Origin of the sequence: Pseudomonas sp. LS1212, assembly GCF_024741815.1 — a bacterium.
Classification (GTDB): domain Bacteria; phylum Pseudomonadota; class Gammaproteobacteria; order Pseudomonadales; family Pseudomonadaceae; genus Aquipseudomonas.
Map to the genome: position 1 here is coordinate 5,585,770 of NZ_CP102951.1, position 23,707 is coordinate 5,609,476.

Annotated in this window: 21 protein-coding genes; 8 read left to right on the forward strand and 13 right to left on the reverse strand. The window is 59.8% G+C overall.

Going from position 1 to position 23,707, the window contains the following annotated elements; genetic code table 11:
• The first annotated feature begins 32 nt into the window (after positions 1-32).
• Both phoR and NVV94_RS26195 read left to right on the forward strand, forming a co-directional pair.
• Positions 33-1,319 carry a phosphate regulon sensor histidine kinase PhoR gene (gene phoR / locus NVV94_RS26190; RefSeq protein ID WP_258447829.1) on the forward strand — a complete coding sequence of 429 codons (1,287 nt, stop codon included), beginning with the start codon at positions 33-35 and terminating at the stop codon, positions 1,317-1,319.
• Positions 1,320-1,444: 125 nt separating this feature from the next.
• Complete coding sequence (locus tag NVV94_RS26195) at positions 1,445-2,785, forward strand: hemolysin family protein (protein WP_258445160.1); 1,341 nt, start codon at positions 1,445-1,447, stop codon at positions 2,783-2,785.
• 5 nt (positions 2,786-2,790) lie between these two features.
• Here the strand turns inward: NVV94_RS26195 and NVV94_RS26200 are convergent, their stop codons facing one another.
• From NVV94_RS26200 to NVV94_RS26235, 8 genes are all read right to left on the reverse strand, one after another.
• On the reverse strand, positions 2,791-3,687 hold the full coding sequence (locus NVV94_RS26200) for a peptidoglycan DD-metalloendopeptidase family protein (RefSeq protein ID WP_258445161.1): 897 nt from the start codon (positions 3,685-3,687) through the stop codon (positions 2,791-2,793).
• A 177-nt stretch (positions 3,688-3,864) separates the two neighbouring features.
• Positions 3,865-4,752, reverse strand: a complete 888-nt coding sequence (locus NVV94_RS26205; RefSeq protein ID WP_258445162.1) for a response regulator — start codon at positions 4,750-4,752, stop codon at positions 3,865-3,867.
• Positions 4,753-4,914: 162 nt separating this feature from the next.
• Positions 4,915-5,673 (reverse strand): phosphate signaling complex protein PhoU, encoded by a 759-nt coding sequence (gene phoU / locus NVV94_RS26210; protein ID WP_258445163.1) that lies wholly within the window; start codon positions 5,671-5,673, stop codon positions 4,915-4,917.
• Between the two features lie 68 nt (positions 5,674-5,741).
• Positions 5,742-6,575 (reverse strand): phosphate ABC transporter ATP-binding protein PstB, encoded by an 834-nt coding sequence (gene pstB / locus NVV94_RS26215; protein WP_258445164.1) that lies wholly within the window; start codon positions 6,573-6,575, stop codon positions 5,742-5,744.
• A gap of 83 nt (positions 6,576-6,658) precedes the next feature.
• Complete coding sequence (pstA, locus tag NVV94_RS26220; protein ID WP_258445165.1) at positions 6,659-8,329, reverse strand: phosphate ABC transporter permease PstA; 1,671 nt, start codon at positions 8,327-8,329, stop codon at positions 6,659-6,661.
• 15 nt (positions 8,330-8,344) lie between these two features.
• On the reverse strand, positions 8,345-10,378 hold the full coding sequence (locus NVV94_RS26225) for an ABC transporter permease subunit (RefSeq protein WP_258447830.1): 2,034 nt from the start codon (positions 10,376-10,378) through the stop codon (positions 8,345-8,347).
• 426 nt (positions 10,379-10,804) lie between these two features.
• The gene (locus tag NVV94_RS26230) at positions 10,805-11,806 is read right to left on the reverse strand and encodes a phosphate ABC transporter substrate-binding protein PstS (protein ID WP_258445166.1); all 1,002 of its coding nucleotides are present in this window, start codon (positions 11,804-11,806) and stop codon (positions 10,805-10,807) included.
• 161 nt (positions 11,807-11,967) lie between these two features.
• Entirely contained in the window at positions 11,968-13,257 is a 1,290-nt protein-coding gene (locus NVV94_RS26235) for an MFS transporter (protein ID WP_258445167.1), read from the reverse strand.
• Positions 13,258-13,636: 379 nt separating this feature from the next.
• Between NVV94_RS26235 and NVV94_RS26240 the strand changes: the two genes are divergently transcribed.
• Positions 13,637-14,038 (forward strand): acyl-CoA thioesterase, encoded by a 402-nt coding sequence (locus NVV94_RS26240; protein WP_009402429.1) that lies wholly within the window; start codon positions 13,637-13,639, stop codon positions 14,036-14,038.
• Positions 14,039-14,110: 72 nt separating this feature from the next.
• Positions 14,111-15,016 (forward strand): D-hexose-6-phosphate mutarotase, encoded by a 906-nt coding sequence (locus NVV94_RS26245; RefSeq protein ID WP_258445168.1) that lies wholly within the window; start codon positions 14,111-14,113, stop codon positions 15,014-15,016.
• Between the two features lie 22 nt (positions 15,017-15,038).
• Here NVV94_RS26245 and NVV94_RS26250 read toward each other — a convergent pair whose 3' ends face one another.
• The 4 genes from NVV94_RS26250 to purE form a co-directional block, all read right to left on the reverse strand.
• Entirely contained in the window at positions 15,039-15,572 is a 534-nt protein-coding gene (locus tag NVV94_RS26250; protein ID WP_258445169.1) for a DUF3299 domain-containing protein, read from the reverse strand.
• A gap of 89 nt (positions 15,573-15,661) precedes the next feature.
• Entirely contained in the window at positions 15,662-15,907 is a 246-nt protein-coding gene (locus NVV94_RS26255) for a GlsB/YeaQ/YmgE family stress response membrane protein (protein WP_258445170.1), read from the reverse strand.
• Positions 15,908-16,019: 112 nt separating this feature from the next.
• Positions 16,020-17,102 (reverse strand): 5-(carboxyamino)imidazole ribonucleotide synthase, encoded by a 1,083-nt coding sequence (locus tag NVV94_RS26260; protein ID WP_258445171.1) that lies wholly within the window; start codon positions 17,100-17,102, stop codon positions 16,020-16,022.
• Between the two features lie 10 nt (positions 17,103-17,112).
• Entirely contained in the window at positions 17,113-17,604 is a 492-nt protein-coding gene (purE, locus tag NVV94_RS26265) for a 5-(carboxyamino)imidazole ribonucleotide mutase (protein ID WP_258445172.1), read from the reverse strand.
• A 382-nt stretch (positions 17,605-17,986) separates the two neighbouring features.
• Here purE and NVV94_RS26270 point away from each other — a divergent pair, with 382 nt between their 5' ends.
• A complete protein-coding gene (locus NVV94_RS26270) occupies positions 17,987-18,688 on the forward strand; it encodes a hypothetical protein (protein ID WP_258445173.1) in 702 nt (233 codons plus the stop codon).
• A 36-nt stretch (positions 18,689-18,724) separates the two neighbouring features.
• On the opposite strand, the gene NVV94_RS26275 is transcribed toward NVV94_RS26270, so the two are convergent.
• Positions 18,725-19,636, reverse strand: a complete 912-nt coding sequence (locus NVV94_RS26275; RefSeq protein ID WP_258445174.1) for a LysR substrate-binding domain-containing protein — start codon at positions 19,634-19,636, stop codon at positions 18,725-18,727.
• Positions 19,637-19,815: 179 nt separating this feature from the next.
• Here NVV94_RS26275 and aspA point away from each other — a divergent pair, with 179 nt between their 5' ends.
• The 3 genes from aspA to NVV94_RS26290 all read left to right on the forward strand — a co-directional run bounded on the left by aspA (position 19,816) and on the right by NVV94_RS26290 (position 23,696).
• Entirely contained in the window at positions 19,816-21,240 is a 1,425-nt protein-coding gene (aspA, locus tag NVV94_RS26280; protein ID WP_258445175.1) for an aspartate ammonia-lyase, read from the forward strand.
• Between the two features lie 578 nt (positions 21,241-21,818).
• Positions 21,819-22,655, forward strand: coding sequence for an ABC transporter ATP-binding protein (locus tag NVV94_RS26285; RefSeq protein WP_258447831.1), 837 nt, complete (start codon positions 21,819-21,821; stop codon positions 22,653-22,655).
• 39 nt (positions 22,656-22,694) lie between these two features.
• Entirely contained in the window at positions 22,695-23,696 is a 1,002-nt protein-coding gene (locus tag NVV94_RS26290; RefSeq protein ID WP_258445176.1) for an ABC transporter substrate-binding protein, read from the forward strand.
• Positions 23,697-23,707 lie beyond the last annotated feature (11 nt).

The window sequence follows — 23,707 nt, forward strand, 5'->3', positions numbered from 1 at the left end:
ACCAGAACTGGCACGGCACCCTGATTCGCCACATGCTGATTCTACTCACGGCCTGCCTGGTGGTGGGGCTGATCAGTGGCTATTACGGCTGGAGCCTGGCCATCGGCCTGGGCATTTATCTGGCCTGGACCCTCAAGCAACTCCTGCGCCTGCATGAATGGCTCAGGCTGCACAAGCCGGACGATGCACCACCCGATGGCTATGGCCTGTGGGGTGATGTGTTCGACAGCATCTACCACCTGCAGCGGCGCGACCAGCGCGTGCGTGGCCGTCTGCAAGCCGTCATCGATCGCGTCCAGGAGTCCACGGCGGCGCTGAAAGACGCTGTGATCATGCTCGACAGCGACGGCAACCTGGAATGGTGGAACCGCGCCGCAGAGACCCTGCTCGGCTTGAAAACTCCGCAGGACAGCGGCCAACCGGTGACCAACCTGGTGCGCCATCCTCGCTTCAAGGAGTATTTCGAGCAGGAGAACTACCTCGAGCCGCTGGAAATCCCCTCGCCGATCAACAACCACCTGCGCGTGCAGTTGCACATCACCCGCTATGGCAACAACGAACACCTGATGCTGGTGCGTGACGTCACGCGCATTCATCAGCTCGAACAGATGCGCAAGGATTTCGTCGCCAACGTCTCTCACGAACTGCGCACGCCGCTGACGGTGATCGCCGGCTATCTGGAGACCTTGCTCGACAATGTCGAAGACGTGAACCCCCGCTGGGTTCGTGCGCTGCAACAGATGCAACAGCAAGGCGGACGCATGCAGACGCTGCTCAATGACCTGTTGCTGTTGGCCAAGCTCGAAGCCACCGACTATCCCTCGGACAACCAGCCCGTCTCGGTCGATGCCCTGCTGCAGTCAATCAGGAGCGATGCCCAGGCCCTGTCCGGGCAACGCAACCAGCGCATCACGCTGGAAGCCGATGCCAACATCCGGCTCAAGGGCAGCGAAACCGAGCTACGCAGCGCTTTTTCCAACCTGATCTTCAATGCGGTCAAATACACCCCCGCCGAGGGCCAGATCCGCGTCCGCTGGTGGGCAGACGAACAGGGGGCTCACCTGAGCGTGCAGGACTCGGGCATCGGTATCGACGCCAAGCACTTGCCGCGCCTGACCGAACGTTTCTACCGGGTCGACTCCAGCCGTGCGTCGAATACCGGCGGTACCGGCCTGGGCCTGGCCATCGTCAAACATGTCCTGCTTCGCCATCGCGCTCATCTGGAAGTCAGCAGCGTTCTGGGCCACGGCAGCACCTTCACCTGCCATTTCGCACCGGTGCAAATCGCTGCGCACAAGGTCGCAAGCAGTACCGACTGATCCGAGTGCGCGCCAACGGCTACTAGGCAATTGGCTGCGCAGCCGCTACATTGGAGGACTTGTGCCTGCATTTCAGGCGCCGCAACAACCCTTATTTCAAAAGACGGAACCCGTAAAACTCCATCATGGACCCTTCCCCTGGCTTTAACCTCGCGTCACTGTTCGCCGATTTCGGCATGATTCTTTTCGCTCTACTGCTGGTACTGCTCAACGGCTTTTTCGTGGCCGCCGAGTTCGCCATGGTCAAACTGCGCTCGACCCGCGTCGAGTCGATCGCCGAACAGCATGGCTGGCGCGGGCAGATCCTGCGCACCGTGCACAATCAACTGGACGCTTACCTCTCGGCCTGCCAACTGGGTATCACCCTCGCCTCCCTGGGCCTTGGCTGGGTCGGCGAGCCTGCATTCGCGCACTTGCTCGAACCCCTGCTCGAAACAGTGGGCGTGCAATCGCCTGAAGTGGTCAAGGCCGTCTCGTTCTTCAGCGCCTTCTTCGTGATTTCCTACCTGCACATCGTTGTCGGTGAGCTGGCACCCAAGTCATGGGCCATTCGCAAGCCCGAGCTGTTGTCGCTATGGACGGCCGTACCGCTGTACCTGTTCTACTGGCTCATGTACCCGGCAATCTGGTTGCTCAATGCCAGTGCCAACGCCATCCTGCGTATTGCCGGGCAAGGTGAACCCGGCCCACATCACGACCATCATTACAGTCGTGAAGAGCTCAAGCTGATCCTGCACTCCAGCCGCGGCCAGGACCCCAGCGACCAGGGCATGCGCGTGCTGGCATCGGCCGTGGAGATGGGCGAACTGGAAGTGGTCGACTGGGCCAACTCGCGTGAAGACCTGGTGAGCCTGGACTTCAACGCGCCGCTCAAGGAAATTCTGGCGATGTTCCGTCGTCACAAGTTCAGCCGCTATCCGGTCTACGATGCCGAGCGTGGCGAATTTGTCGGCCTGCTGCACATCAAGGACTTGTTGCTGGAGCTGGCAGCCCTCGATCACCTGCCCGAATCTTTCAATCTGGCCGAACTGACCCGCCCACTGGAGCGCGTCTCCAAGCACATGCCGCTGTCGCGCCTGCTCGAGCAGTTCCGCAAGGGTGGTGCACATTTCGCCCTGGTCGAGGAGGCCGACGGCAAAGTCATCGGTTACCTGACCATGGAAGACGTGCTGGAAGTACTGGTCGGCGATATCCAGGACGAACACCGCAAGGCCGAGCGCGGTATCCTCGCCTACCAGCCAGGCAAGCTGCTGGTGCGGGGTGACACGCCGTTGTTCAAGGTCGAACGCCTGCTGGGTATCAACCTGGACCACATCGAGGCCGAAACCCTTGCCGGGCTGGTCTACGAAACCCTTAAACGGGTACCGGAAGAGGAAGAGGTGCTGGAAGTCGAAGGCCTGCGCATCATCATCAAGAAGATGAAAGGCCCGAAGATCATCCTGGCCAAGGTGCTCAAGCTCGACTGACGCCTCTATTCGCCGCCCAGGGCGAAATTGGGCAGGCCACTGACGGGCTGGTTGAACTGGTAGGGAATCGACTCCAGGGCCAGCCCGACATTGCGCTGCACCACGAAATGCAAGTGTGGGCCGCTGCTGTTGCCCGTATTGCCCGAGCGTGCCAGCGCGGCTCCCAGGCCTACTCGCTCACCTTCCCTGACCACCACGGAGTCGCGCATCAGGTGCAGGTAGACCCCCATGGTGCCGTCATCGTGCATGACTCGAACGAAGTTGCCCGAGGGGTCCGTACCGCGACCGGATTGGCCATTCTTGACCTTGACCACCACCCCTGCCCGCGCCGCGATGATCGGCGTGCCCTCGGGCATGGCGATGTCCATTGCATACCGGCCCTTGGGTCCGAAGTGGCTATAACGTCCATTGGGGCCCTGGCTGAGCCGAAAAGGACCACCCTGCCACGGCAACGGATAACGATAAGCGCGTGGCTTGGCCGCCGGGTCTCCGAGCGCGTAACGGAATTGGTGGGTGTAGCTCAAAGGCTCGCCCGGTTGTTCTGCTTCGAATTCGGCCAGTAGCAGGCTGCTGCGCGCCGGCAAGACCCGGCGTAGGACCTCTGGCTGGGCGCCGCGGATGTTTTTCAGCCGCTCGAAACGCAATTCGACTTCAACCGGGGCGTACAGCTCATTGCGCGCTGAAAACCGTGCCTGGTGCTTTTGCCTGCTGATGTCCAGGTGAACCTGGCGCTCGAGGCGCTCGACCATATGATCGCGAAAGACAAAAACCTTCGCACCCGGCGCCGGCCGGTCGGAGTAGGAAACCACGCCGTTGGAGTCGGTGTATTTGTAGATGGTCATGGCCAGGGTCGAGCTGGAGGCCATGGCCAGGCCACAGAGAAACAATGAACGCACAAGCATTGGCAGCGGCTGTATGTATGAGAAAGCTGCGCCAAGCCTAGCAGGTGACACAGTATTCAAAGGGCCACCGCTGCCGAAGGCTTTCGCAGTGGCGCAGCAGGCGCAAGATCTTGAGATCGCCGGGGAGCCCCTGCGGGACTCCAGCGCAGCCTGACGGCAGCTACGGCAACGCTGATCTCAGGCCCCTGGAATGAAATGCTTCTGCGCCGTACCACGGGCGATCAGCCGCGACAGATAGTCGAGCTTCTGCGCATCCTGGTCGACGAAGCGGAAGGTCAGCTGCAACCAGTCGCTATCGGGTTTTGGTTCGTAGGCGACGATGGCGTGCAGGTACCCGTTGAGGCGAGCGACTTCAGCGTTTTCGCCTTGCTCCAGATCCAGCACGGCGCCTTCAAGAACCTGTGGCAGCACTTCGTTGCGACGGATCACCAGCAATGCTTCCTTGAGGCTGAGGGCCTTGATCACGCATTGCTGATTGCCGCTGGACAGTCGCAGCTGCCCTTGTCCGCGACCGCCGGGTGCCTGTGCCGTAGGTTTTGGTGCCTGCGCCTGCACGGGCTTGGCCATTGGCGCGGCAGCAGCTGGTCTCACGACATCGGTCTTGCCGCCCGTCAGCGCGCTCAAGGAATCGTTGGCGAACGCCGAAGTACGCGCAGGCGCCCCGGTCATCAGCGAGTCGAGCTTTCCGACCTTGCTCAGGGCTTTCTTGACCTTGGTCAGCAGTTGTTCATTGGTGAAGGGCTTGCCGATAAAGTCGGAAACGCCTGCCTGGATCGCCTGAACAACGTTCTCCTTGTCACCACGGCTGGTCACCATGATGAAGGGCATCGCCTTGAGGTTGTCCTGCTCACGGCACCAGCTCAGCAGCTCCAGACCGGACATTTCCGGCATCTCCCAGTCACACAGGACCAGGTCGAACGCCTCGCGCATCAGCAAGCCCTGAGCCTTGCGACCGTTGACCGCATCTTCGATGACGACGCCAGGAAACGCGTTACGCAGACACTTTTTCACCAGGTCGCGAATAAACGGGGCGTCATCCACAACCAGCACACTGACTTTACTCATCGACCGCTCCTGAAAATTCCCGGCAAGCATAGCGCCGACTGATGGCCATTTGCCAAATCTTGGGCCACGCCGGGACTTTTTTTCGTACGCGGGGTGCCTCCAATGCAAGTGCCACAAACGAAAACGCCCGGCCAAGGGCCGGGCGTTTATTCTCGGGCAGTCTTACTTATCGTCCGTTTTTTTCAGAACATTAGCGCTATCGGCCGTTCCCTCGACTTCTTCTTTCATCCGCGCCAACCCCAGGTGGCGGACGTCAGTGCCGCGCACCAGATAAATCACCAGCTCGGCAATATTGCGCGCATGGTCGCCAATACGCTCCAGCGAACGCAGCGCCCAGATCACACTCAGCACCCGCGAGATCGAACGCGGGTCTTCCATCATGTACGTGACCAGTTCACGCAGGGCCGTCTTGTATTCGCGGTCGATGGTTTTGTCGTACTGGGCCACCGACAAGGCCAGTTCAGCGTCGAAACGGGCAAAGGCATCCAAGGCATCGCGGACCATGTTGCGCACCTGGTCGCCGATGTGGCGAACCTCGACGTAACCGCGCGGCGATTCACCTTCTTCGCACAACTGGATGGCCCGACGCGCGATTTTGGTGGACTCGTCGCCAATGCGCTCAAGGTCGATGACCGACTTGGAAATGCTGATGATCAAGCGCAGGTCGGACGCCGCTGGCTGGCGCCTGGCGAGAATGCGCACACACTCTTCGTCGATGTTGCGCTCCATCTGGTTGATCTGATCGTCGACTTCGCGCACTTGTTGAGCCAGGCCCGAGTCGGCCTCGATCAATGCAGTGACCGCGTCATTGACCTGCTTTTCGACCAGGCCACCCATCGCCAGGAGGTGGCTGCGCACTTCCTCGAGTTCAGCGTTGAACTGCGCAGAGATGTGATGCGTGAGACTGTCTTTGCTAATCATGCTTGGAGTCCTTGGAGCGTCCGGTGAGGTGCGGTCGACCGCAGCGTTGATTCATTTCCAGCCGGCGACTAGCCGTAACGACCGGTGATGTAGTCTTCAGTCTGCTTCTTCGCCGGGTTGGTGAACAGCGTATCGGTGTCACCAAACTCGATCAGCTTGCCCATGTACATGAACGCCGTGTAGTCGGAAACCCGCGCGGCCTGTTGCATGTTATGGGTTACGATGACGATGGTGAACTTGGACTTCAGCTCGTAGATCAGCTCTTCGACTTTCAGGGTCGAGATCGGGTCGAGCGCCGAGCACGGCTCATCGAGCAGCAGGACTTCGGGCTCCACGGCGATGGTACGGGCAATGACCAGACGTTGTTGCTGACCACCGGACAGGCCCAGTGCCGATTCATGCAGGCGATCCTTGACCTCCTCCCACAGCGCCGCGCCCTTGAGCGCCCACTCCACGGCTTCGTCGAGTACGCGCTTCTTGTTGATGCCCTGGATGCGCAGCCCGTAGACCACATTCTCATAGATGGTCTTGGGGAACGGGTTGGGCTTCTGGAACACCATGCCGACGCGACGACGCAGTTCGGCGACATCCTCTCCCTTGCGGTAGATGTTGTTGCCGTACAGATTGATGGCGCCATCCACGCGGCAGCCGTCGACCAGATCGTTCATGCGATTGAAGGTACGCAGCAGGGTCGACTTGCCGCAGCCGGACGGGCCGATGAAGGCGGTCACGCGCTGCTTGGGGATGTTCATGCTGACGTCGAACAACGCCTGTTTGTCGCCGTAGTACAGGCTCAGGCCGGGGACTTCGATGGCCACGGTCTCCTGCGCCAGGCTCAGGCTTTGCTTGTCGCGACCCAGGGCAGACATGTTGATGCCGTGGGTATGGCTTTCTTGCTGCATGGGATACTCCATACGCTAACAATTCGTTTCAGTGCGCTGGCCTCGTGGTCGGGCCAGCGGTTAACCCGGTATTGGGGCTGCAATCAGCTGTCCAGCGCCTTGTACTTCTCGCGCAGGTGGTTACGGATCGCAACCGCCGACAGGTTGAGCAAGGCAATCACCAGCACCAGCAGCAACGCCGTGGCGTATACCAGTGGCCGCGCGGCTTCGACGTTCGGGCTCTGGAAGCCGACGTCATAGATATGGAAGCCCAGGTGCATGATCTTCTGGTCCAGGTGCAGATACGGGTAGTTACCATCCACTGGCAGCGATGGCGCCAGTTTCACCACGCCCACCAGCATCAGCGGTGCTACCTCGCCGGCAGCACGGGCTACCGCCAGGATCATGCCGGTCATCATCGCCGGGCTGGCCATCGGCAGCACGATCTTCCACAGCGTTTCGGCCTTGGTCGCGCCGAGCGCCAACGAACCTTCGCGCACGGTACGAGGAATCCGCGCCAGGCCTTCTTCAGTGGCCACGATCACCACAGGCACCGCCAGCAGCGCCAGCGTCAGGGATGCCCAGAGCAGCCCTGGCGTGCCAAAGGTCGGCGCCGGCAATGCTTCGGGGAAGAACAGGCGGTCGAGCGAACCACCCAGCACGTAGACAAAGAACCCCAGGCCGAACACCCCGTAAACGATGGCCGGAACGCCTGCCAGGTTGTTCACGGCAATCCGGATCAAGCGCGTGACCGGGCCCTGCCGCGCATACTCGCGCAAGTAGACCGCTGCCAACACGCCGAACGGCGTGACAATCATCGCCATGATCAGGGTCATCATCACGGTGCCGAAAATCGCCGGGAAGATCCCGCCTTCGGTGTTCGCTTCACGTGGATCGTCGCTGAGGAATTCCCAGACCTTTTTGAAGTAGAAGCCAACCTTGGTCAGGCTGCTCATGGCATTGGGCTGATAGGCGTGCACCACCTTGCCGATGCTGATCTCGATTTCTTTGCCGTTGGCATCACGGGCGGTCATGCTGTCGCGGTTGAACTGTGCGTGCAGGTCAGTCAGACGCGCTTCGATGTCCTTGTAACGAGCATCGAGCTCGGCACGCTCTGCATCCATGTCGGCTTGCGCGGCGGCGCTGAGCTGGCCACTGAGCTCCAGCTTGCGGGCTTGCAGACGCAGGCGTTCAAGCCCGGCGTTGATGGCGCCGATGTCGGCCTTTTCCAGGGACTTCAGTTGCGCGGCTAGCTTGTTGACCCGCTCGACACGCGCTTGCAGCTCAGGCCAGGCCGCGCTGCCTTCGGCGACGACCTTGCCATCTTCCTTGACGTTGACCAGGTAGCCATAGAAGTTGCCCCACTCGCGACGCTCCACGGCCATCAGTTCCGGCGGCGTGGTCTGGTCGGTCAGCCACTCGCCGACGATCCAGGTGAAGTCGTTGCCGTTCAGGTCACGGTTGCCGACCTTGATCAGCTCGCGGGTCATGAACTCCGGGCCATCGTCCGGCACCGGCAGGCCTGCGCTCTTCAAGCGCTCACGCGGCACTTGCTCCTTCTGCACCACTTCACCGACGACCACATGGTTGGCCTGGCCCGGGATGCCGTAGTTGGCATGGACCAGGTCCGCCGGCCAGAAGTGACCCAGACCGCGCACGGCGATCACCGCCAGCAGACCGATAGTCATGATGACGGCGATGGACACCGCACCACCACTGATCCAGACGCCTGGGGCGCCGCTCTTGAACCAGCCTTTCAGGGAGTTCTGTTTCACAGACTTCTACCTTTCTTAAAGCGACGAGTATTTCTTGCGCAGACGCTGACGGATCAGTTCTGCGAGGGTGTTCATGACGAAGGTAAACAGCAGCAGAACCAGCGCCGAGAGGAACAGCACGCGGTAGTGGCTGCCGCCGACTTCCGACTCAGGCATTTCCACCGCGACGTTGGCCGCCAGGGTCCGCAGGCCTTCGAACAGGTTCATCTCCATGACCGGCGTGTTACCGGTGGCCATCAGCACAATCATGGTTTCACCCACGGCACGGCCCATGCCGATCATCAATGCCGAGAAGATCCCGGGGCTTGCGGTGAGAAGCACCACCCGCGTCATGGTCTGCCAAGGCGTGGCGCCCAGCGCCAGCGAACCCAGGGTCAGGCCGCGCGGCACACTGAAGACGGCGTCTTCGGCAATCGAGTAGATGTTCGGGATGACCGCGAAGCCCATGGCCAAGCCGACCACCAGGGCGTTGCGCTGGTCGTAGGTGATACCCAGGTCGTGGGAGATCCACAGGCGCATGTCACCGCCGAAGAACCAGGTTTCCATGTACGGGCTCATGTACAGCGACAGCCAGCCCACGAACAGGATAACCGGGATCAGGATGGCGCTCTCCCAGCCGTCCGGTACCCGCAGGCGCAGCGACTCGGGCAGGCGGCTCCAGGCGAAACCGGCGACCAGGATGCCGATCGGCATCAGGATCAGCAGGCTGAAGATGCCCGGCAAATGACCTTCGACATACGGCGCCAGGAACAGGCCGGCGAAGAAGCCGAGGATCACCGTCGGCATCGCCTCCATCAATTCGACCACCGGCTTGACCTTGCGGCGCATGCCCGGTGCCATGAAGTAGGCGGTGTAGATAGCGGCGGCGACCGCCAGCGGTGCGGCAAGCAGCATGGCGTAGAACGCGGCTTTCAGCGTACCGAAGGTCAGCGGCGAAAGGCTCAGCTTGGGTTCGAAGTCAGTGTTGGCGGCAGTCGATTGCCAGACGTATTTCGGCTCGTCGTAGTTCTCGTACCAGACCTTGCTCCACAACGCACTCCAGGAAACCTCCGGGTGCGGGTTATCGAGCAGCAGCGGTTGGAGTTTGCCGCCAGCCTCGACGATGATCCGGTTAGCCCGTGGCGACAGGCCGAAGAGGCCTGAACCTTCGACCACAGGCTCAACCAACAGCGTACGGTGGGCAGTACTGTGGAACACCCCCAGCTTGCCCGAGGCATCCAGTGCGACGAAGCCCTTGCGGCGCTCCTCAGCAGTGATCTCGACGATCGGCGTGGTTCCCAGCTGGAAGCTGCGGATCAGTTTCAGACGCTGCTCGCCATCCGGGTCGCGAGCCATGAACCATTGCGCCAGGCCACCCTGGGAATCACCAAAAATCAGCGAAATGCCACCGACCAATTGGCTACTGGCGGTCACTTCGGCTTCGCCGTTTTCAAGCAGCTTGTAACGACCATTCAGGCTTTTTTCACGCAGGCTGAAAACGTCGGCCTGGGCGCGACCGTTCACCACATACAGCCACTGCTGGCGTGGATCGATGAAGATCGCCTTGACCGGCTCGGTCATTTGCGGCAAGTCGATGCGGCTCTGCTCGCTGGTGACCTCGCCGGTCATCATGTTCTCTTCGCGGCTCAGCGAAAGCACGTGCAGGTGCGCACCGGTCGAGCCTGCGATAACCAGTGTCGAATCGGTAGCGTTGAGGCTCACGTGTTCAAGCGCACTGCCCTGCTCGTTCAGCGTGATCGGCGTTTCGCCATAAGGGTATTCAACAGCCGGCGAGATGGTCTTCTTGCCATCCGGGTAGGTGACCTTATAAGTATGGCGGAACACCAGTGCCTGGCCGTTGGACAGACCGATGGCCACCAGCGGGCTGCCCGGCTGGTCTTCGGCAATGGACGACACGCTTGCACCGGCCGGGATCGGCAGGCTGACACGGCTCAACTCGGCGCCATTCTCGATATTGAAAAACAGTGCCTGGCCCTTGTCGGAAACCCGCATGCCGACCTGGTTCTGCTCTTCGAGGGAGATCAACAAGGGCTTGCCGGCATCCTGCATCCAGGCCGGCGAAATAGCTTCCTCTGCCGTCAGGTCCGCGCCCTTGAACAGGGGCATGACTACATAGGCCAGGAAGAAGAAGATCAAGGTGATCGCGGCCAGGACGGCCAGGCCGCCCACCAGGACGTACCAGCGGGTCAGGCGATCCTTGAGCGCGCGTATACGGCGCTTGCGCTGCAGCTCAGGCGTATTGAAGTCAATTCGCTTGGGGGGAGAAGTCGAAGTCATTGTGGAGTTGGCCAGATCATTCATGCGCACACCCTAGCGATCCTGTATGACAGAAAGATGACAGTACAGTGACATAACAAATCCGCCGCCCGTACAAACCGGCAGCGGACAGAAAAATTGGGGCTGTAGGAGGGGCGGGCGGCGTTCCGCCCGGCCCGCTTCTACAGGAGTCCGGGGAATTCCCCCCGACTCAGGGTTTTACTTTTTTACGACTTCAGAGTCGCCTTCTTTCAGACCCAGGTCAGCCAGTGCCTTGGCGGCAACCTTGGCTGGCAGCGGGATGTAGCCGTCTTTCACAACCACTTCCTGACCCTGCTTGGACAGAACCAGCTTCAGGAACTCGGCTTCCAGCGGGGCCAGAGGCTTGTTCGGGGCCTTGTTGACGTAGACGTAGAGGAAACGCGACAGCGGGTATTTGCCGCTCAGGGCGTTTTCTTCGGTGTCTTCGATGAACTCGGTGCTGCCTTTCTTGGCCAGGGGAACGGTTTTCACGCTGGCGGTCTTGTAGCCGATGCCCGAGTAACCGATACCGTTCAGTGAACTGCTGATCGATTGCACGACCGAAGCCGAACCTGGTTGTTCGTTGACGTTAGGCTTGAAATCGCCTTTGCACAGGGCTTCTTCCTTGAAGTAGCCATAGGTGCCGGAAACCGAATTGCGACCGAACAGTTGCACCGGCTTGTTGGCCAGGTCACCGGTCACGCCCAGGTCACCCCAGGTTTTTACATCAGCTTTGGCGCCACACAGACGAGTCGAGGAGAAGATCGCATCGACTTGCTCCATGGTCAGGTGCTTGATCGGGTTGTCCTTGTGCACGAACACGGCCAGGGCATCCACGGCAACCGGGATGGCGGTCGGCTTGTAACCGTACTTCTGCTCGAAGGCAGCCAGTTCGGTGTCCTTCATCTTGCGGCTCATCGGGCCCAGGTTAGAGGTGCCTTCAGTCAGCGCAGGTGGCGCGGTGGCCGAACCTGCGGCCTGAATCTGGATGTTTACGTTCGGGTATTCTTTCTTGTAGGACTCGGCCCACAGAGTCATCAGGTTCGCCAGGGTGTCGGAACCAACGCTGGACAGGTTGCCCGATACACCAGTGGTCTTGGCGTAGCTCGGGATAGCAGGGTCAACAGCGGCAACTGCGTTGGCAGTCGCAACGCCAGCAGCGACAAACGTCATTGCCGCCATCAAACGCTTCAGTTTCATGCCTTACTCCTAGCAGATAGGTGTTAGTTGGATCGGGCCCAAGTATCTGCAGGCCGCATGACCACTCTATGAAAGGAATGTGACAATTAGATGAATGGCCATCACCGTACGTCGATGATGGCCTTCAGGCTCTGGCAGGAAGTGTCCAGCTAACAGCGGTATCAGCGCTTTTTTGCCAACAGATAAAGGCCAACCAGCAGCCCAATGCTACAGATACCGGCCACATAATAGGCCGGCCCCATCGGGCTGTATTTGAGCAGCAGCGTCACCATCATGGGCGTCAGACCACCGAAGATGGCGTACGCCAGGTTGTAGGAAAACGAGATCCCCGAAAAACGCACGACCGGTGGAAAGGCCCGAACCATCACGTACGGCACTGCGCCGACGATGCCGACGAACAGACCGGTCAGGGTGTACATCGGGAACAGCCAGTCCGGATGCGCCTGCAGGTTGTGGTAGAACACCCAGGAACTGAGCAGCAGGAACAGGCTGCCGGTGACGAACACCCGACCCGCACCAAAGCGATCGGCCAGGATCCCGGCGCCCACGCAACCCAGCGTGAGAAAGACGATGGCCAGGCTATTGGCCTGCAAGGCCACGGTCGGGGGGAAGCCATACACGGTTTGCAGAACGGTCGGTGTCATCAGGATGACTACGATGATCCCGGCCGACAGCAGCCAGGTCAGCAGCATCGACAGCACGATCGCGCCACGATGATCGCGCAGCACTGCACGCAACGGGATCTCTTCGGCCAGCGCCTTGCGCTGCTGCAGCTCGGCGAACACCGGCGTTTCATGCAGCCAGCGACGCAGGTAAACCGCCAGCAAACCGAAAACGCCACCCAGCAGGAAAGGAATACGCCAGGCGTAGTCCGCCACTTCTGTGGGGTTGTAGAGGCTGTTGATCAGGGTTGCGACCAACGAGCCCAACAGGATGCCGGCGGTCAACCCAGCCGTGAGGGTACCGCAGGCATAGCCGGTATGGCGTGCCGGCACGTGCTCGGAGACGAATACCCAGGCGCCCGGCACTTCGCCGCCGATAGCCGCACCCTGGATCACCCGCATCAGTAACAGCAGGATCGGGGCCCACAAGCCGATCTGTGCATATGTCGGCAGCAAACCCATGATCAGGGTTGGCACGGCCATCATGAAGATGCTCAGGGTGAACATCTTCTTGCGTCCCAGCAAGTCGCCAAAGTGAGCCATGACGATGCCACCCAGCGGCCGCGCCAGATAGCCGGCCGCGAAGATGCCGAAGGTCTGCATCAGACGCAGCCACTCCGGCATGTCCACAGGGAAAAACAGCTTGCCGACCACGGTGGCGAAGAATACGAAGATAATGAAATCGTAGAATTCCAGCGCTCCGCCGAGGGCAGAAAGCGACAGCGTCTTGTAATCGCTGCGGGTCAACGGGCGCGATGGCTGCGCAATACTCGAGGGCACAGAGGTCATGGAAAGGCATCTCTTATAGGCAATTCAAGCCCGAACAGCGCTGGTCCGGGCCCGGCAGGAGCTCGCACGATAGCAAATTGATTGAAAAAGGACATATATAGAAGCATTAGCCGGTCATAATAGAACTGAACGGTCGTCGCTAAGCGCATGGCTCGATATACTGGGCCAACTTAGGACATTTGCTGTAGAAATAGGTTGTCGCCCCACAAGGGGGGTTGTGCGAAAACGCCGCTAATCACATATAGCCGATTTCGCAGAGTTTCCCTTGGAGCGCCTTGCAAGCGAAAGCAGCGTATCATGTTCGTGCTGAATCGTTTTTTGAGGTGTCTATAAAACCGCGCCAACCAACGAAGAGTCATGGGTCAGAGGCACCCCAGGCATGATTGAACTCGAACAAGAAGATCCTATTCCACAAGGCGACCTGGCCTTGCAGATTACGGCGTTACCCCGTGAAACCAACGGTTTCGGCGACATCTTTGGCGGCTGGCTGGTCGCGCAGATGGACCTTGCCGGTACTGCCATGGCCAGCCGGGTCGCAGGTGGGCGTGTCGCCACCGTTGCCATCGACCGCATGGCTTTCCTGGTTCCGGTGGCCGTCGGCGCACAGCTTTCCTTCTATACTCAGACTCTGGAAATCGGCCGCAGCTCGATCCAGATGATGGTCGAGGTCTGGAGCGATGATCCTTTGTCCAGCGAATGGCGCAAGGTCACCGAAGCGGTTTTCGTGTTTGTCGCCATCGACGGCAGCGGCCGTACCCGCTCGGTTCCGCCTCGTCGCTGAGCGGCTTGCCCGGTAAACTCGGCGACCATCGCATGGTCAAAATCCATAATGGTCCTTGAACGAGATACCCGCATGTCCACGCCCAAAGTCGAGTTGGTCAAACTGAATGAACTGAACTGCTGGCGCATCAGCGATGGTCGCGCCCAGCTGGTCGTGGCCCAGCAAGGCGCACAAGTTCTCAGTTATCAGCGCGACGACAACGAACATCCACTGATCTGGCCAAACGACCAGGCGCTGTTCAACCAGGGTAAATCCGTGCGCGCCGGCGTCCCGGTGTGCTGGCCCTGGTTCGGCAACCTGGCGCGCAATCCGCAGTCGGTTCAAGGCATGCGGCGCCCCGGTACCGAGCCCGCCCCGGCTCATGGCCTGGTTCGCGGACGCGACTGGCAGCTGATGGAAATAGACAGTTCAGGCGACGAAATTCGTGTGGACTTCAGCCTGCCGGAAGCCCAGGGCGACTTACCTGGCTGGCCACATAACGTCGAACTGAGATTGAGCATCGCACTCGGCGAGCATCTGAAAATCAGCCTGACCAGCCTCAATCTCGGCAGCGAAACCGTGACCATCAGCCAGGCATTGCACAGCTATTTCGCGGTCAGCGATGTACGCCAGGTGAGTGTCGAAGGCGTGGCCGGGTTGCGCTATGTCGAAACCCTGGAGGACTGGCAGGAACGCACCCAGCAGGGCGATCTGCGATTTACCGGCGAGACCGACCGCATCTACCTGCAGACACCGGCCCAACTGAGTATCGTCGACCCGGCCTGGCAACGCCGGATTACCCTGACCAGCAGCGGCTCGAACAGCGCGGTGATCTGGAACCCGTGGGCAGAGCGTGCAGCGCAGTTCAGCGACATGGCTGACGATGGCTGGAAGGACATGCTCTGTATCGAGACGGCCAATGTGCTGGATGACATCGTCGAACTGAAGCCGGGTGCCAATCATACCCTGGGCCTGAGCCTTTCGAGCTCACCTCTTTAGGCCTCCGGCCATCGCTGGCAACCTACAAATCCGCGTCATTGACGATGCGGACTGTGCTGGCATCCATCGCATAGGCCGCATCGGCCAGGTCATTACTGACCTTTTCAACCTTCAAGTTGCCCATCACCCAAAGCGGCGTATAGATATCGTCCAGTTTCAACCCATGGGGATAGCGCACCAGCACCAGTTGATTGGGCGGCGGTGGCGGCACGTGGATGCACGCACCCGGATAGGGAACCAGGAAAAACAACGTGCTGTGCCCCTTGGCATCGGCTTCCAGCGGAACGGGGTAGCCACCCAGGCGAATATCCTTGCCATTCATGCCCGGCACGGTCTTGTTCGAATACATCACCGCAGGCAGGCCTTTACTCTGCTTCAGCCCCCCCTTGCCCGTGAAGGTACCATCGGCCTCGGGTGAGTTGTGATCGATTTCCGGCATCAGTTCGAGGGCTTTCTGGTCCGACTTTGGCATCAAGTCCAGCCAATCGGTTTCCGGCAGTTCGGCATTGGCCAGACTGCTGCACAACATCAGCGTTATCAGGAAGAAGCGGCGCATGACAATGCTCGACAATAATTAAGGCGTGGATTTCGCCGGGCATTCTAGCCCTCTCCGCGCGCGCAGCAGAGAGGGCTCTAGACTGTTCGTCAGTTTTTTCTGACCAGTCCGTAGATCACCAGCAAGACCACGGCACCGACGAGTGCTCCGATGAAACCCGCACCCTCCCCGGCCTGATAGATGCCCAGCGCCTGACCACCGTAGGTCGCTGCCAGCGAACCGCCGATGCCCAGCAATATGGTCATGATCCAACCCATGGGATCATCGCCAGGCTTCAGGAAGCGAGCCAACAAACCAACGATCAGGCCGATGAAGATGGTGCCGATAATGCCCATGAGATTCCCTCTGATTGAGTAGCCCTGCGCCAAAGCCTAGTCATTGCTTTGGCATCCCGCCATCAGAGAGCCTCGCCGGCGCATTGGTTCATCACGCCGGAACGAGGGAAGGTCAGGCCTGGATCAGGGCTTCAACCTGCTTGATCTGTTGTTGCAAAGTCGCCATGTCGGCGCAGCGCAAGGTGGCATGGCCCACTTTACGATCGACCTTGAATGCCTTGCCGTAATGATGCACATGGCAATCGTCGATCGTGATGACCTTGGCCAGCGGCGGGACTTCGCCGATGAAATTGAGCATTGCGCTCTCCCCCACCTTGGCGGTCGAACCCAACGGCAGACCGGCTACTGCACGCAGATGGTTCTCGAACTGGCTGCACTCGGCACCTTCGATGGTCCAGTGCCCGGAGTTGTGCACGCGTGGCGCGATCTCGTTGGCCTTCAGGCCACCATCGACTTCGAAGAATTCGAATGCCAGCACGCCGACATAGTCGAGTTGCTTGAGCACCCGGCCGGCATAGTCTTCGGCCAGGGCTTGCAGCGGATGCTCGCTGCTGGCCACGGACAGGCGCAGGATGCCGCTCTCGTGGGTGTTGTGCACCAACGGATAGAAACGGGTTTCGCCATCACGGGCACGCACCGCGATCAGCGAGACTTCGCCAGTGAACGGCACGAAGCCTTCCAGCAGGCAGGCAACGCTACCCAGTTCGGCGAAGGTACCGACAACATCGGCAGCCGTGCGCAGCACTTTCTGGCCTTTGCCGTCATAACCCAGGGTGCGGGTTTTCAGGACCGCTGGCAGACCGATACTGGCCACTGCAGCTTCCAGGTCGGCTTGCGACTGGATGTCGGCGAAGGCCGGGGTTGGAATACCCAGGTCCTTGAACATGCTCTTCTCGAACCAGCGGTCGCGGGCAATACGCAGCGCTTCGGCGCTTGGGTAGACCGGCACGAACTGGGACAGGAAGGCTACGGTCTCGGCCGGCACGCTTTCGAACTCGAAAGTGACCAGATCGACTTCGTCGGCCAGTTGCCGCAGATGATCCTGATCACCGTAATCGGCGCGCAGGTGCTCGCCCAGCGTCGCGGCACAGGCGTCCGGCGCAGGGTCGAGAAAAGCGAAGTTCATCCCTAGCGGAGTACCCGCCAGAGCCAACATGCGACCCAATTGGCCGCCACCGATTACACCGATCTTCATGCTTGAAACCTCAGGCCTGGCGCGGATCTGGATTTTCCAGAACGTTGTCTGTCTGCTCTGCGCGGAATTGCTTCAACACGGCATGGAATTGTGGATGCTTGGCACCCAGGATGCTTGCCGACAGCAGCGCAGCATTGATCGCACCCGCCTTGCCGATCGCCAGGGTCGCCACCGGAATCCCGGCGGGCATCTGCACGATCGAGAGCAACGAGTCGACGCCCGAGAGCATCGATGATTGCACCGGCACGCCGAGCACCGGCAGGTGGGTCTTGGCCGCACACATGCCTGGCAGGTGCGCAGCGCCACCGGCGCCGGCGATGATCACCTCGATGCCACGAGCCTCGGCTTCTTCGGCGTACTGGAACAGCAGGTCCGGGGTCCGGTGAGCAGAGACCACCTTGACCTCGTAGGGAATGCCGAGTTTTTCCAGCATGTCAGCGGTGTGGCTAAGGGTGGACCAATCGGACTTGGAGCCCATGATCACGCCAACCAGTGCGCTCATCGTTGTGCCTCTTCTCTTGGGCGCCCGCGGGCGCGTCAAAAAACAACAAGCCACGCGGGGCTACCGGCGTGGCTTGTTATGCGAATTCTGATCCGGCCAGGTCGGCCAGAGGCCGCGCAGTATACCGCAAAGCTACGTGCCGGGCCCAGCCCGGTATACCGTCTGTCACCTTGAGCGCCAGCGCATCCCGGCGCCCCTGCTGGCCACTGCAAAGAACGTACTTTCAGGCTTCGTCATTCCTACAGGACTGCGCTCTTATTAGCACTGCATCTGTCTACCCGTTCTGAATAACAGCGCAAGCTGTACCAAGTCTAATTCCTGGCGAAGGCCTCTAGAACTCGATAACCCCTGGCCTTCCATACTTAGACAAGGAAATCAATTGATGATGTTTAACAACTATCGCCTGCCCTTATTGGCATTGCTTCTGTCATTCCCCCCGCTGAGCAACGCCGAAGTTTTCCCCGCGCACATGGACCCAGTGCTGGCAATGCCGATAAACAACCCCGGTCCCGCTGTACGAGCCAGCCGGCTGGAGCCAATCAAGGTAACGGTGTTCCTGCATGACGATATTCCAGCAAATACGCGGGCCAGTATCAACGACAGCTACTTTTCGGCATGGCGCACCGAAATGGAATCCATCACAGGCCGAAAGGTTGAAATAAAATATATTGCCAACCAGGCACCCTTCAATAACCTTAAATATCAAAATGTCGCTCTTGACCCTTTGCTCCAGCAACTGGGATCCGATGTATACGAATACATTCGTCGGAACAATATAGAGATCAGCTCGTACCGCACGAACAAATTTCTCCTGCTCACGAAAAACAGCCTCAATGCCTCGAATGCCGGCGTCGCCTATCTGGGCGGTACCACTGCTATCGCATCAATGGCAACGTACACGTCCCCCGCCCACGAATTGGGCCATCTTCTCAATGGCACCCATGAACGATCGGCTGTTCTCTACAATGGCTGGTGGTGCGAGTCATATATCTTCCCGACTCGAATTGCATTTCGCTCCAATTGCTATCGCTACAGCGATGGAAACCGCGAGGCCATTGCTGCCTACATCAGCGATGCCCCCTGAGCCTTGAATCACAGCAGAGTTCGATCCGGACTCTGCTCAAGATTTTTCAAGCCCTGCTGCTGTTTCCAGTTTGCGCCACAACAGGCGGACATTAGCCTTGCGCACCAGCGCACAACGGTACAACCGGATTTCCAACGGCACATGCCACTGCGGGCCACCACAGATCACCAGTTCCCCACGGGCCAACTCGGCACGCGCACTGAGCTGAGGCACCCAGGCGATCCCCAGCCCTTCGAGCGCCATGCTCTTGAGACTGTCGGCCATTGCGGTTTCATAAACCGTGGTAAATCGCAGGTTACGCTGGCGCAACAACAGATTTACCGAACGCCCGAGAAAGGCCCCTGCACTGTAGGCCAACAACGGCACACTGCCCTCGCCTTCCAGGTCGAACAGGGGCTTGCCGTCGGCATCGGCGGCACAGACCGGGAGCATTTCGGTATGGCCCAGGTGCAATGAAGGAAAAATCTCCGAATCCATCTGCAAGGCAGCATCCGGGTCGTAGAACGCGAGCATCAGATCGCAACCACCCTCGCGCAAGGCGTGCACGGCATCGCCAACGTTGGTCGCGACCAGGCGCGTAGCGATATTCAGCCCCTCATTGCGCAACTGGGCGATCCAGCGCGGAAAGAAGCCGAGGGCCAGCGAGTGGGCTGCTGCCACCTGCATGACCTCGCCCTGCCCGCCTTCCAGATGGTGAAGGTGGCGCAAGACCTCACCCAACTGCTCGACCACTGTGCGCGCAGTCACCAGGAAAAGCTGGCCGGCAGCGGTCAGCTCGATCGGTGTACGCGAACGGTTGACCAGAGTCAGACCCAGCGCTGCTTCAAGGCTGCGGATCCGCCGGCTGAAGGCCGGCTGGGTGACGAAGCGGCGCTCGGCCGCCTGAGAAAAACTACGGGTTGCAGCCAAGGCGCTGAAATCTTCCAGCCACTTGCTTTCAAGGTTCATGAAGTCCTCCGGGGACCGGCCAAACGGCTTCACACGTTCTATTCAAATTTGGCGTCACACTAACATTATGCCGTTTATGCATAGGGCAGTGTGTAACAGCATTGGCCCGAAATTCTCCGCAGGCCTAGCATTGGCAGCATTCCGGCACAGGCCGGGCCCTTACTGAGAATATCTCTATCATGTCCTCCGCTGCATCATTGCGCATCGAAAAAGACCTGCTTGGCGCTCTCGAAGTCCCCGCTGAAGCGTACTACGGCATCCAGACCCTGCGAGCGGTGAATAACTTCCGCCTCTCCGGCGTTCCGATCTCGCACTACCCCAAGCTGGTCGTGGCCCTGGCCATGGTCAAGCAAGCCGCTGCCGACGCCAACCGTCAGCTCGGCCACCTCAGCGATGCCAAGCATGCCGCCATCAGCGAAGCCTGTGCACGCCTGATCCGCGGTGACTTCCATGAGCAGTTCGTGGTCGACATGATTCAAGGCGGCGCTGGCACTTCGACCAACATGAATGCCAACGAAGTCATCGCCAACATCGCGCTGGAGGCCATGGGCCACAGCAAGGGCGAATACCAGTACCTGCACCCGAACAATGACGTGAACATGGCACAGTCGACCAACGACGCCTACCCGACGGCTATCCGCCTGGGTCTGCTGCTCGGTCACGACGCCCTGCTCGCCAGCCTCGACAGCCTGATCCAGGCCTTCGCCGCCAAAGGTGAAGAGTTCAGCCACGTCCTGAAGATGGGCCGTACCCAACTGCAAGACGCAGTGCCGATGACCCTCGGCCAGGAATTCCGCGCGTTCGCCACCACGCTGACCGAAGACCTTCAGCGTCTGCGCACCCTCGCGCCGGAAGTTCTCACTGAAGTGAACCTGGGCGGTACTGCCATCGGTACCGGCATCAACGCCGACCCTGGCTACCAGCACCTGGCTGTTTCGCGCCTGGCAACCATCAGCGGCCAGCCGCTGGTACCGGCTGCCGACCTGATCGAAGCCACCTCCGACATGGGCGCTTTCGTGCTGTTCTCCGGCATGCTCAAGCGTACTGCGGTCAAGCTGTCGAAGATCTGCAACGACCTGCGCCTGCTCTCCAGCGGTCCGCGTACCGGCATCAACGAAATCAACCTGCCAGCGCGTCAGCCGGGCAGCTCGATCATGCCAGGCAAGGTCAACCCGGTGATCCCGGAAGCGGTCAACCAGGTCGCCTTTGAAATCATCGGCAACGATTTGGCCCTGACCATCGCTGCTGAAGGCGGCCAGTTGCAACTGAACGTGATGGAGCCGCTGATCGCCTACAAGATCTTCGACTCGATCGGCCTGCTGCAACGCGCCATGGATATGCTGCGCGAACACTGCATCGTCGGCATCACTGCCAATGAACAACGTTGCCGTGAACTGGTCGAACACTCGATCGGCCTGGTTACTGCGCTGAACCCGTACATCGGTTACGAAAACGCCACCCGTATCGCCCGTATCGCCCTCGAGAGCGGTCGCGGGGTGCTGGAACTGGTACGCGAGGAAGGCCTGCTCGACGACGCGATGCTCGCCGACATCCTGCGCCCGGAAAACATGATTGCTCCACGCTTGGTGCCTCTGAAGGCCTAAGCCGCAAAACGCTCACCAGGTCGAGGGACTAGACACCTCTCACCTTTTGAGGGCCCAGGGAAGATTCCCGGGGCCCTTTTTTTTTTGCCCTGAGTATCTGCGACATGGCTGCTGCAGGAGCGGACCAGGCCGCGAACGGGCGCGCAGCGGCCGCATTCTGTTGATGCATAACTTTGGATCGGGAACCGGGACCGCTTTGCGGCCCTTCGCGGCCGGGTCCGCTCCTACAGCGCGACCCCATCGGGTTACTTATCGCCTTCCTCTAAATAAAGATAGAAACCGCGTTGTTTTACATACAAAACAAAGTGGCACTTTGATCTCATTTCTGCGTTACCTAAAAAAGCACTCTTTCTTCGCGATTGCGCAAGTTGCGTCCAGGGAATGTGCAGTTTCGTGTCACAGAAGAAACCGTGTTTCATATATAAAACACAACTAAAACAAGCGTTTTTATGTAACCAATTAATAAATAAAGCATTTTTTATTTAATCAACGTATTTCCATATCTGGCATTGTTCATGCACTAAACGACGTATCACCTATAAAACAGACCAGAGACCTTCCCAATGGCTGTGAAAGAGATGTACGCAATCGCCCCACAATGGAATACACCAGCGCTCAAGGAAGATCTCGAGCCGACAGAAATTGAGTTCCGTCAAGTCGGCAAATGCTTCCCGGCAAAGGGGAAGTCAGAAGCGCCTTTCGCCATCCGTGACGTGAATTTCAAGATTCGCCGCGGCGAAGTGGTTTCGATCATCGGCCCATCCGGCTGCGGCAAAAGCACCATCCTGAACATGGGCTCGGGTCTTTATCGTCCCAGCGAAGGCGAAGTCTTCGTGGGTGGCGAAGCCGTCACCGGCCCCGTGCGCAAAGTGGCGTTCATGCTGCAGAAAGACCTGCTGATGCCATGGCGCAGTATTCGTCGCAACGTCGAGCTGGGCCTGGAGATCCAGGGCATGCCTGCCGCCAAGCGCCAGCCAATCGCCGAAGATCTACTCAAGCGCTGCCATCTGCAAGGCTTTGCCGACCACTACCCCTTCCAGCTGTCAGGTGGCATGCGTCAACGCGCTGCCCTGGCCCGCACCCTGGCCATCGATCCGCAAGTGCTGTTCCTCGACGAGCCATTCTCGGCTCTGGATGCCCAGACCAAGATGATCCTGCAACAGGACATGGCACGGATGCTCTTTGAAGAGAAGAAAACCGCGCTGTTCATCACTCACGACCTGGTCGAGGCGATTGCAATGTCCGATCGCCTTCTGGTCATGAGCGCCCGCCCCGGCACCATCATCGAAGAAATCACCGTCGACCTGCCATTCCGGGAGAACCCCCTGGAACGTCGCAAGCTGCCGGAAATCGGTCCTCTGGCCGGTCGCCTGATGGAACTGCTGAAAGTCGGCGAAGACACCGAACTGCATTGATCAACGCCTCACGGCTCATCAACGGATTCAGGAGTACGCATGTTCAAGACTCTCTTTCAACGATTCGGTCAGGCCTCGTTGGTCGCCCTCGGCTTGAGCCTGGCGCTCAATGCCCAGGCTCAGCCGACCAACGTGACCTACTTGCTGCCTGCTCCACCGAACTCCCCGGCCTTCGCCCCGTGGATCATCGCCAAGGAAAAGGGCTACTACGCCAGCAAGGACCTGAACCTGGAGTTCATCGCTGCCAAGGGCGGTGTCGATGTGGCCAAGCAGGTCGGCGCCGGTAACGCCATGCTCGGCGGTGCCCTCGGCGACACCCCGATCGTGGTGCGGGCCAATGGCATTCCGGTGCGCGCCGTTGCTGTGTTGGGTGCTGGTGGCGTGACCATGGTCGCAACCAATGCCGCCGAGAACATCAACTCGATCAGCGACCTCAAGGGCAAGACCATGACCGTGATGTCCTATTCGGACACCACCTACTACGCGTTGCTTGCCTCGCTGCGCAAGGCCGGCCTGAGCAAGACCGATGTCAATGTCCAGGCTGCCGGCCCAGCGGGTGTCTGGCAGCTGTTCTCGGCAAACAAGGCCCAGGCCATGGCCGGCGTACCGGATTGGGTCGTCAATGCCGAAGAGGCCGGGCTGCAGATCAAGCTGATTCCCCAGGAGCAGATTTTCGAAAGCATGGCCCAGGCCATCATCGCCTCGGACGATGCCATCAAGAACCACCCCGAGGTGATTCGCGGCGTGGTCCAGGCCACGTTGCAGGGCATGCAAGACATCATCCAGGACCCGCATGCCGCCGCCGTGACCTTCGCCAAGGCCGTACCGGCCTATGCCGGCAAGGAAGCTTCGCTGGAGAAGACCTTCAAGCTCTACGTGGAACACGTTTATGCCAACCAGAGCGTGTTGGGCCGTATCGATCCGGCGCGGCTGGACAAGGTCCGCAAGTTCTACGTGAGCGAAGGCATCGTCGCCAAGGAGCCTGCGCTGGACGAGCTCTATACCAACCAATTCATCGAAACCACGACGGCCGCTCAATAGTCGCTGGTAAC

Excerpts from the sequence above, each read along its gene's own strand:
- NVV94_RS26225 (WP_258447830.1), bottom strand. The coding sequence starts at position 10,378 with ATGCAGGATGCCGGCAAGCCCTTGTTGATCTCCCTCGAAGAGCAGAAC.
- NVV94_RS26285 (WP_258447831.1), top strand. The coding sequence starts at position 21,819 with ATGTACGCAATCGCCCCACAATGGAATACACCAGCGCTCAAGGAAGAT.
- NVV94_RS26205 (WP_258445162.1), bottom strand. The coding sequence starts at position 4,752 with ATGAGTAAAGTCAGTGTGCTGGTTGTGGATGACGCCCCGTTTATTCGC.
- phoU (WP_258445163.1), bottom strand. The coding sequence starts at position 5,673 with ATGATTAGCAAAGACAGTCTCACGCATCACATCTCTGCGCAGTTCAAC.
- NVV94_RS26260 (WP_258445171.1), bottom strand. The coding sequence starts at position 17,102 with ATGAAGATCGGTGTAATCGGTGGCGGCCAATTGGGTCGCATGTTGGCT.
- NVV94_RS26275 (WP_258445174.1), bottom strand. The coding sequence starts at position 19,636 with ATGAACCTTGAAAGCAAGTGGCTGGAAGATTTCAGCGCCTTGGCTGCA.
- NVV94_RS26255 (WP_258445170.1), bottom strand. The coding sequence starts at position 15,907 with ATGGGCATTATCGGCACCATCTTCATCGGCCTGATCGTTGGTTTGTTG.
- NVV94_RS26290 (WP_258445176.1), top strand. The coding sequence starts at position 22,695 with ATGTTCAAGACTCTCTTTCAACGATTCGGTCAGGCCTCGTTGGTCGCC.
- phoR (WP_258447829.1), top strand. The coding sequence starts at position 33 with ATGCTGATTCTACTCACGGCCTGCCTGGTGGTGGGGCTGATCAGTGGC.
- NVV94_RS26235 (WP_258445167.1), bottom strand. The coding sequence starts at position 13,257 with ATGACCTCTGTGCCCTCGAGTATTGCGCAGCCATCGCGCCCGTTGACC.
- NVV94_RS26230 (WP_258445166.1), bottom strand. The coding sequence starts at position 11,806 with ATGAAACTGAAGCGTTTGATGGCGGCAATGACGTTTGTCGCTGCTGGC.
- NVV94_RS26200 (WP_258445161.1), bottom strand. The coding sequence starts at position 3,687 with ATGCTTGTGCGTTCATTGTTTCTCTGTGGCCTGGCCATGGCCTCCAGC.
- NVV94_RS26270 (WP_258445173.1), top strand. The coding sequence starts at position 17,987 with ATGATGTTTAACAACTATCGCCTGCCCTTATTGGCATTGCTTCTGTCA.
- NVV94_RS26245 (WP_258445168.1), top strand. The coding sequence starts at position 14,111 with ATGTCCACGCCCAAAGTCGAGTTGGTCAAACTGAATGAACTGAACTGC.
- aspA (WP_258445175.1), top strand. The coding sequence starts at position 19,816 with ATGTCCTCCGCTGCATCATTGCGCATCGAAAAAGACCTGCTTGGCGCT.
- purE (WP_258445172.1), bottom strand. The coding sequence starts at position 17,604 with ATGAGCGCACTGGTTGGCGTGATCATGGGCTCCAAGTCCGATTGGTCC.
- NVV94_RS26195 (WP_258445160.1), top strand. The coding sequence starts at position 1,445 with ATGGACCCTTCCCCTGGCTTTAACCTCGCGTCACTGTTCGCCGATTTC.
- NVV94_RS26250 (WP_258445169.1), bottom strand. The coding sequence starts at position 15,572 with ATGCGCCGCTTCTTCCTGATAACGCTGATGTTGTGCAGCAGTCTGGCC.
- pstB (WP_258445164.1), bottom strand. The coding sequence starts at position 6,575 with ATGCAGCAAGAAAGCCATACCCACGGCATCAACATGTCTGCCCTGGGT.
- NVV94_RS26240 (WP_009402429.1), top strand. The coding sequence starts at position 13,637 with ATGATTGAACTCGAACAAGAAGATCCTATTCCACAAGGCGACCTGGCC.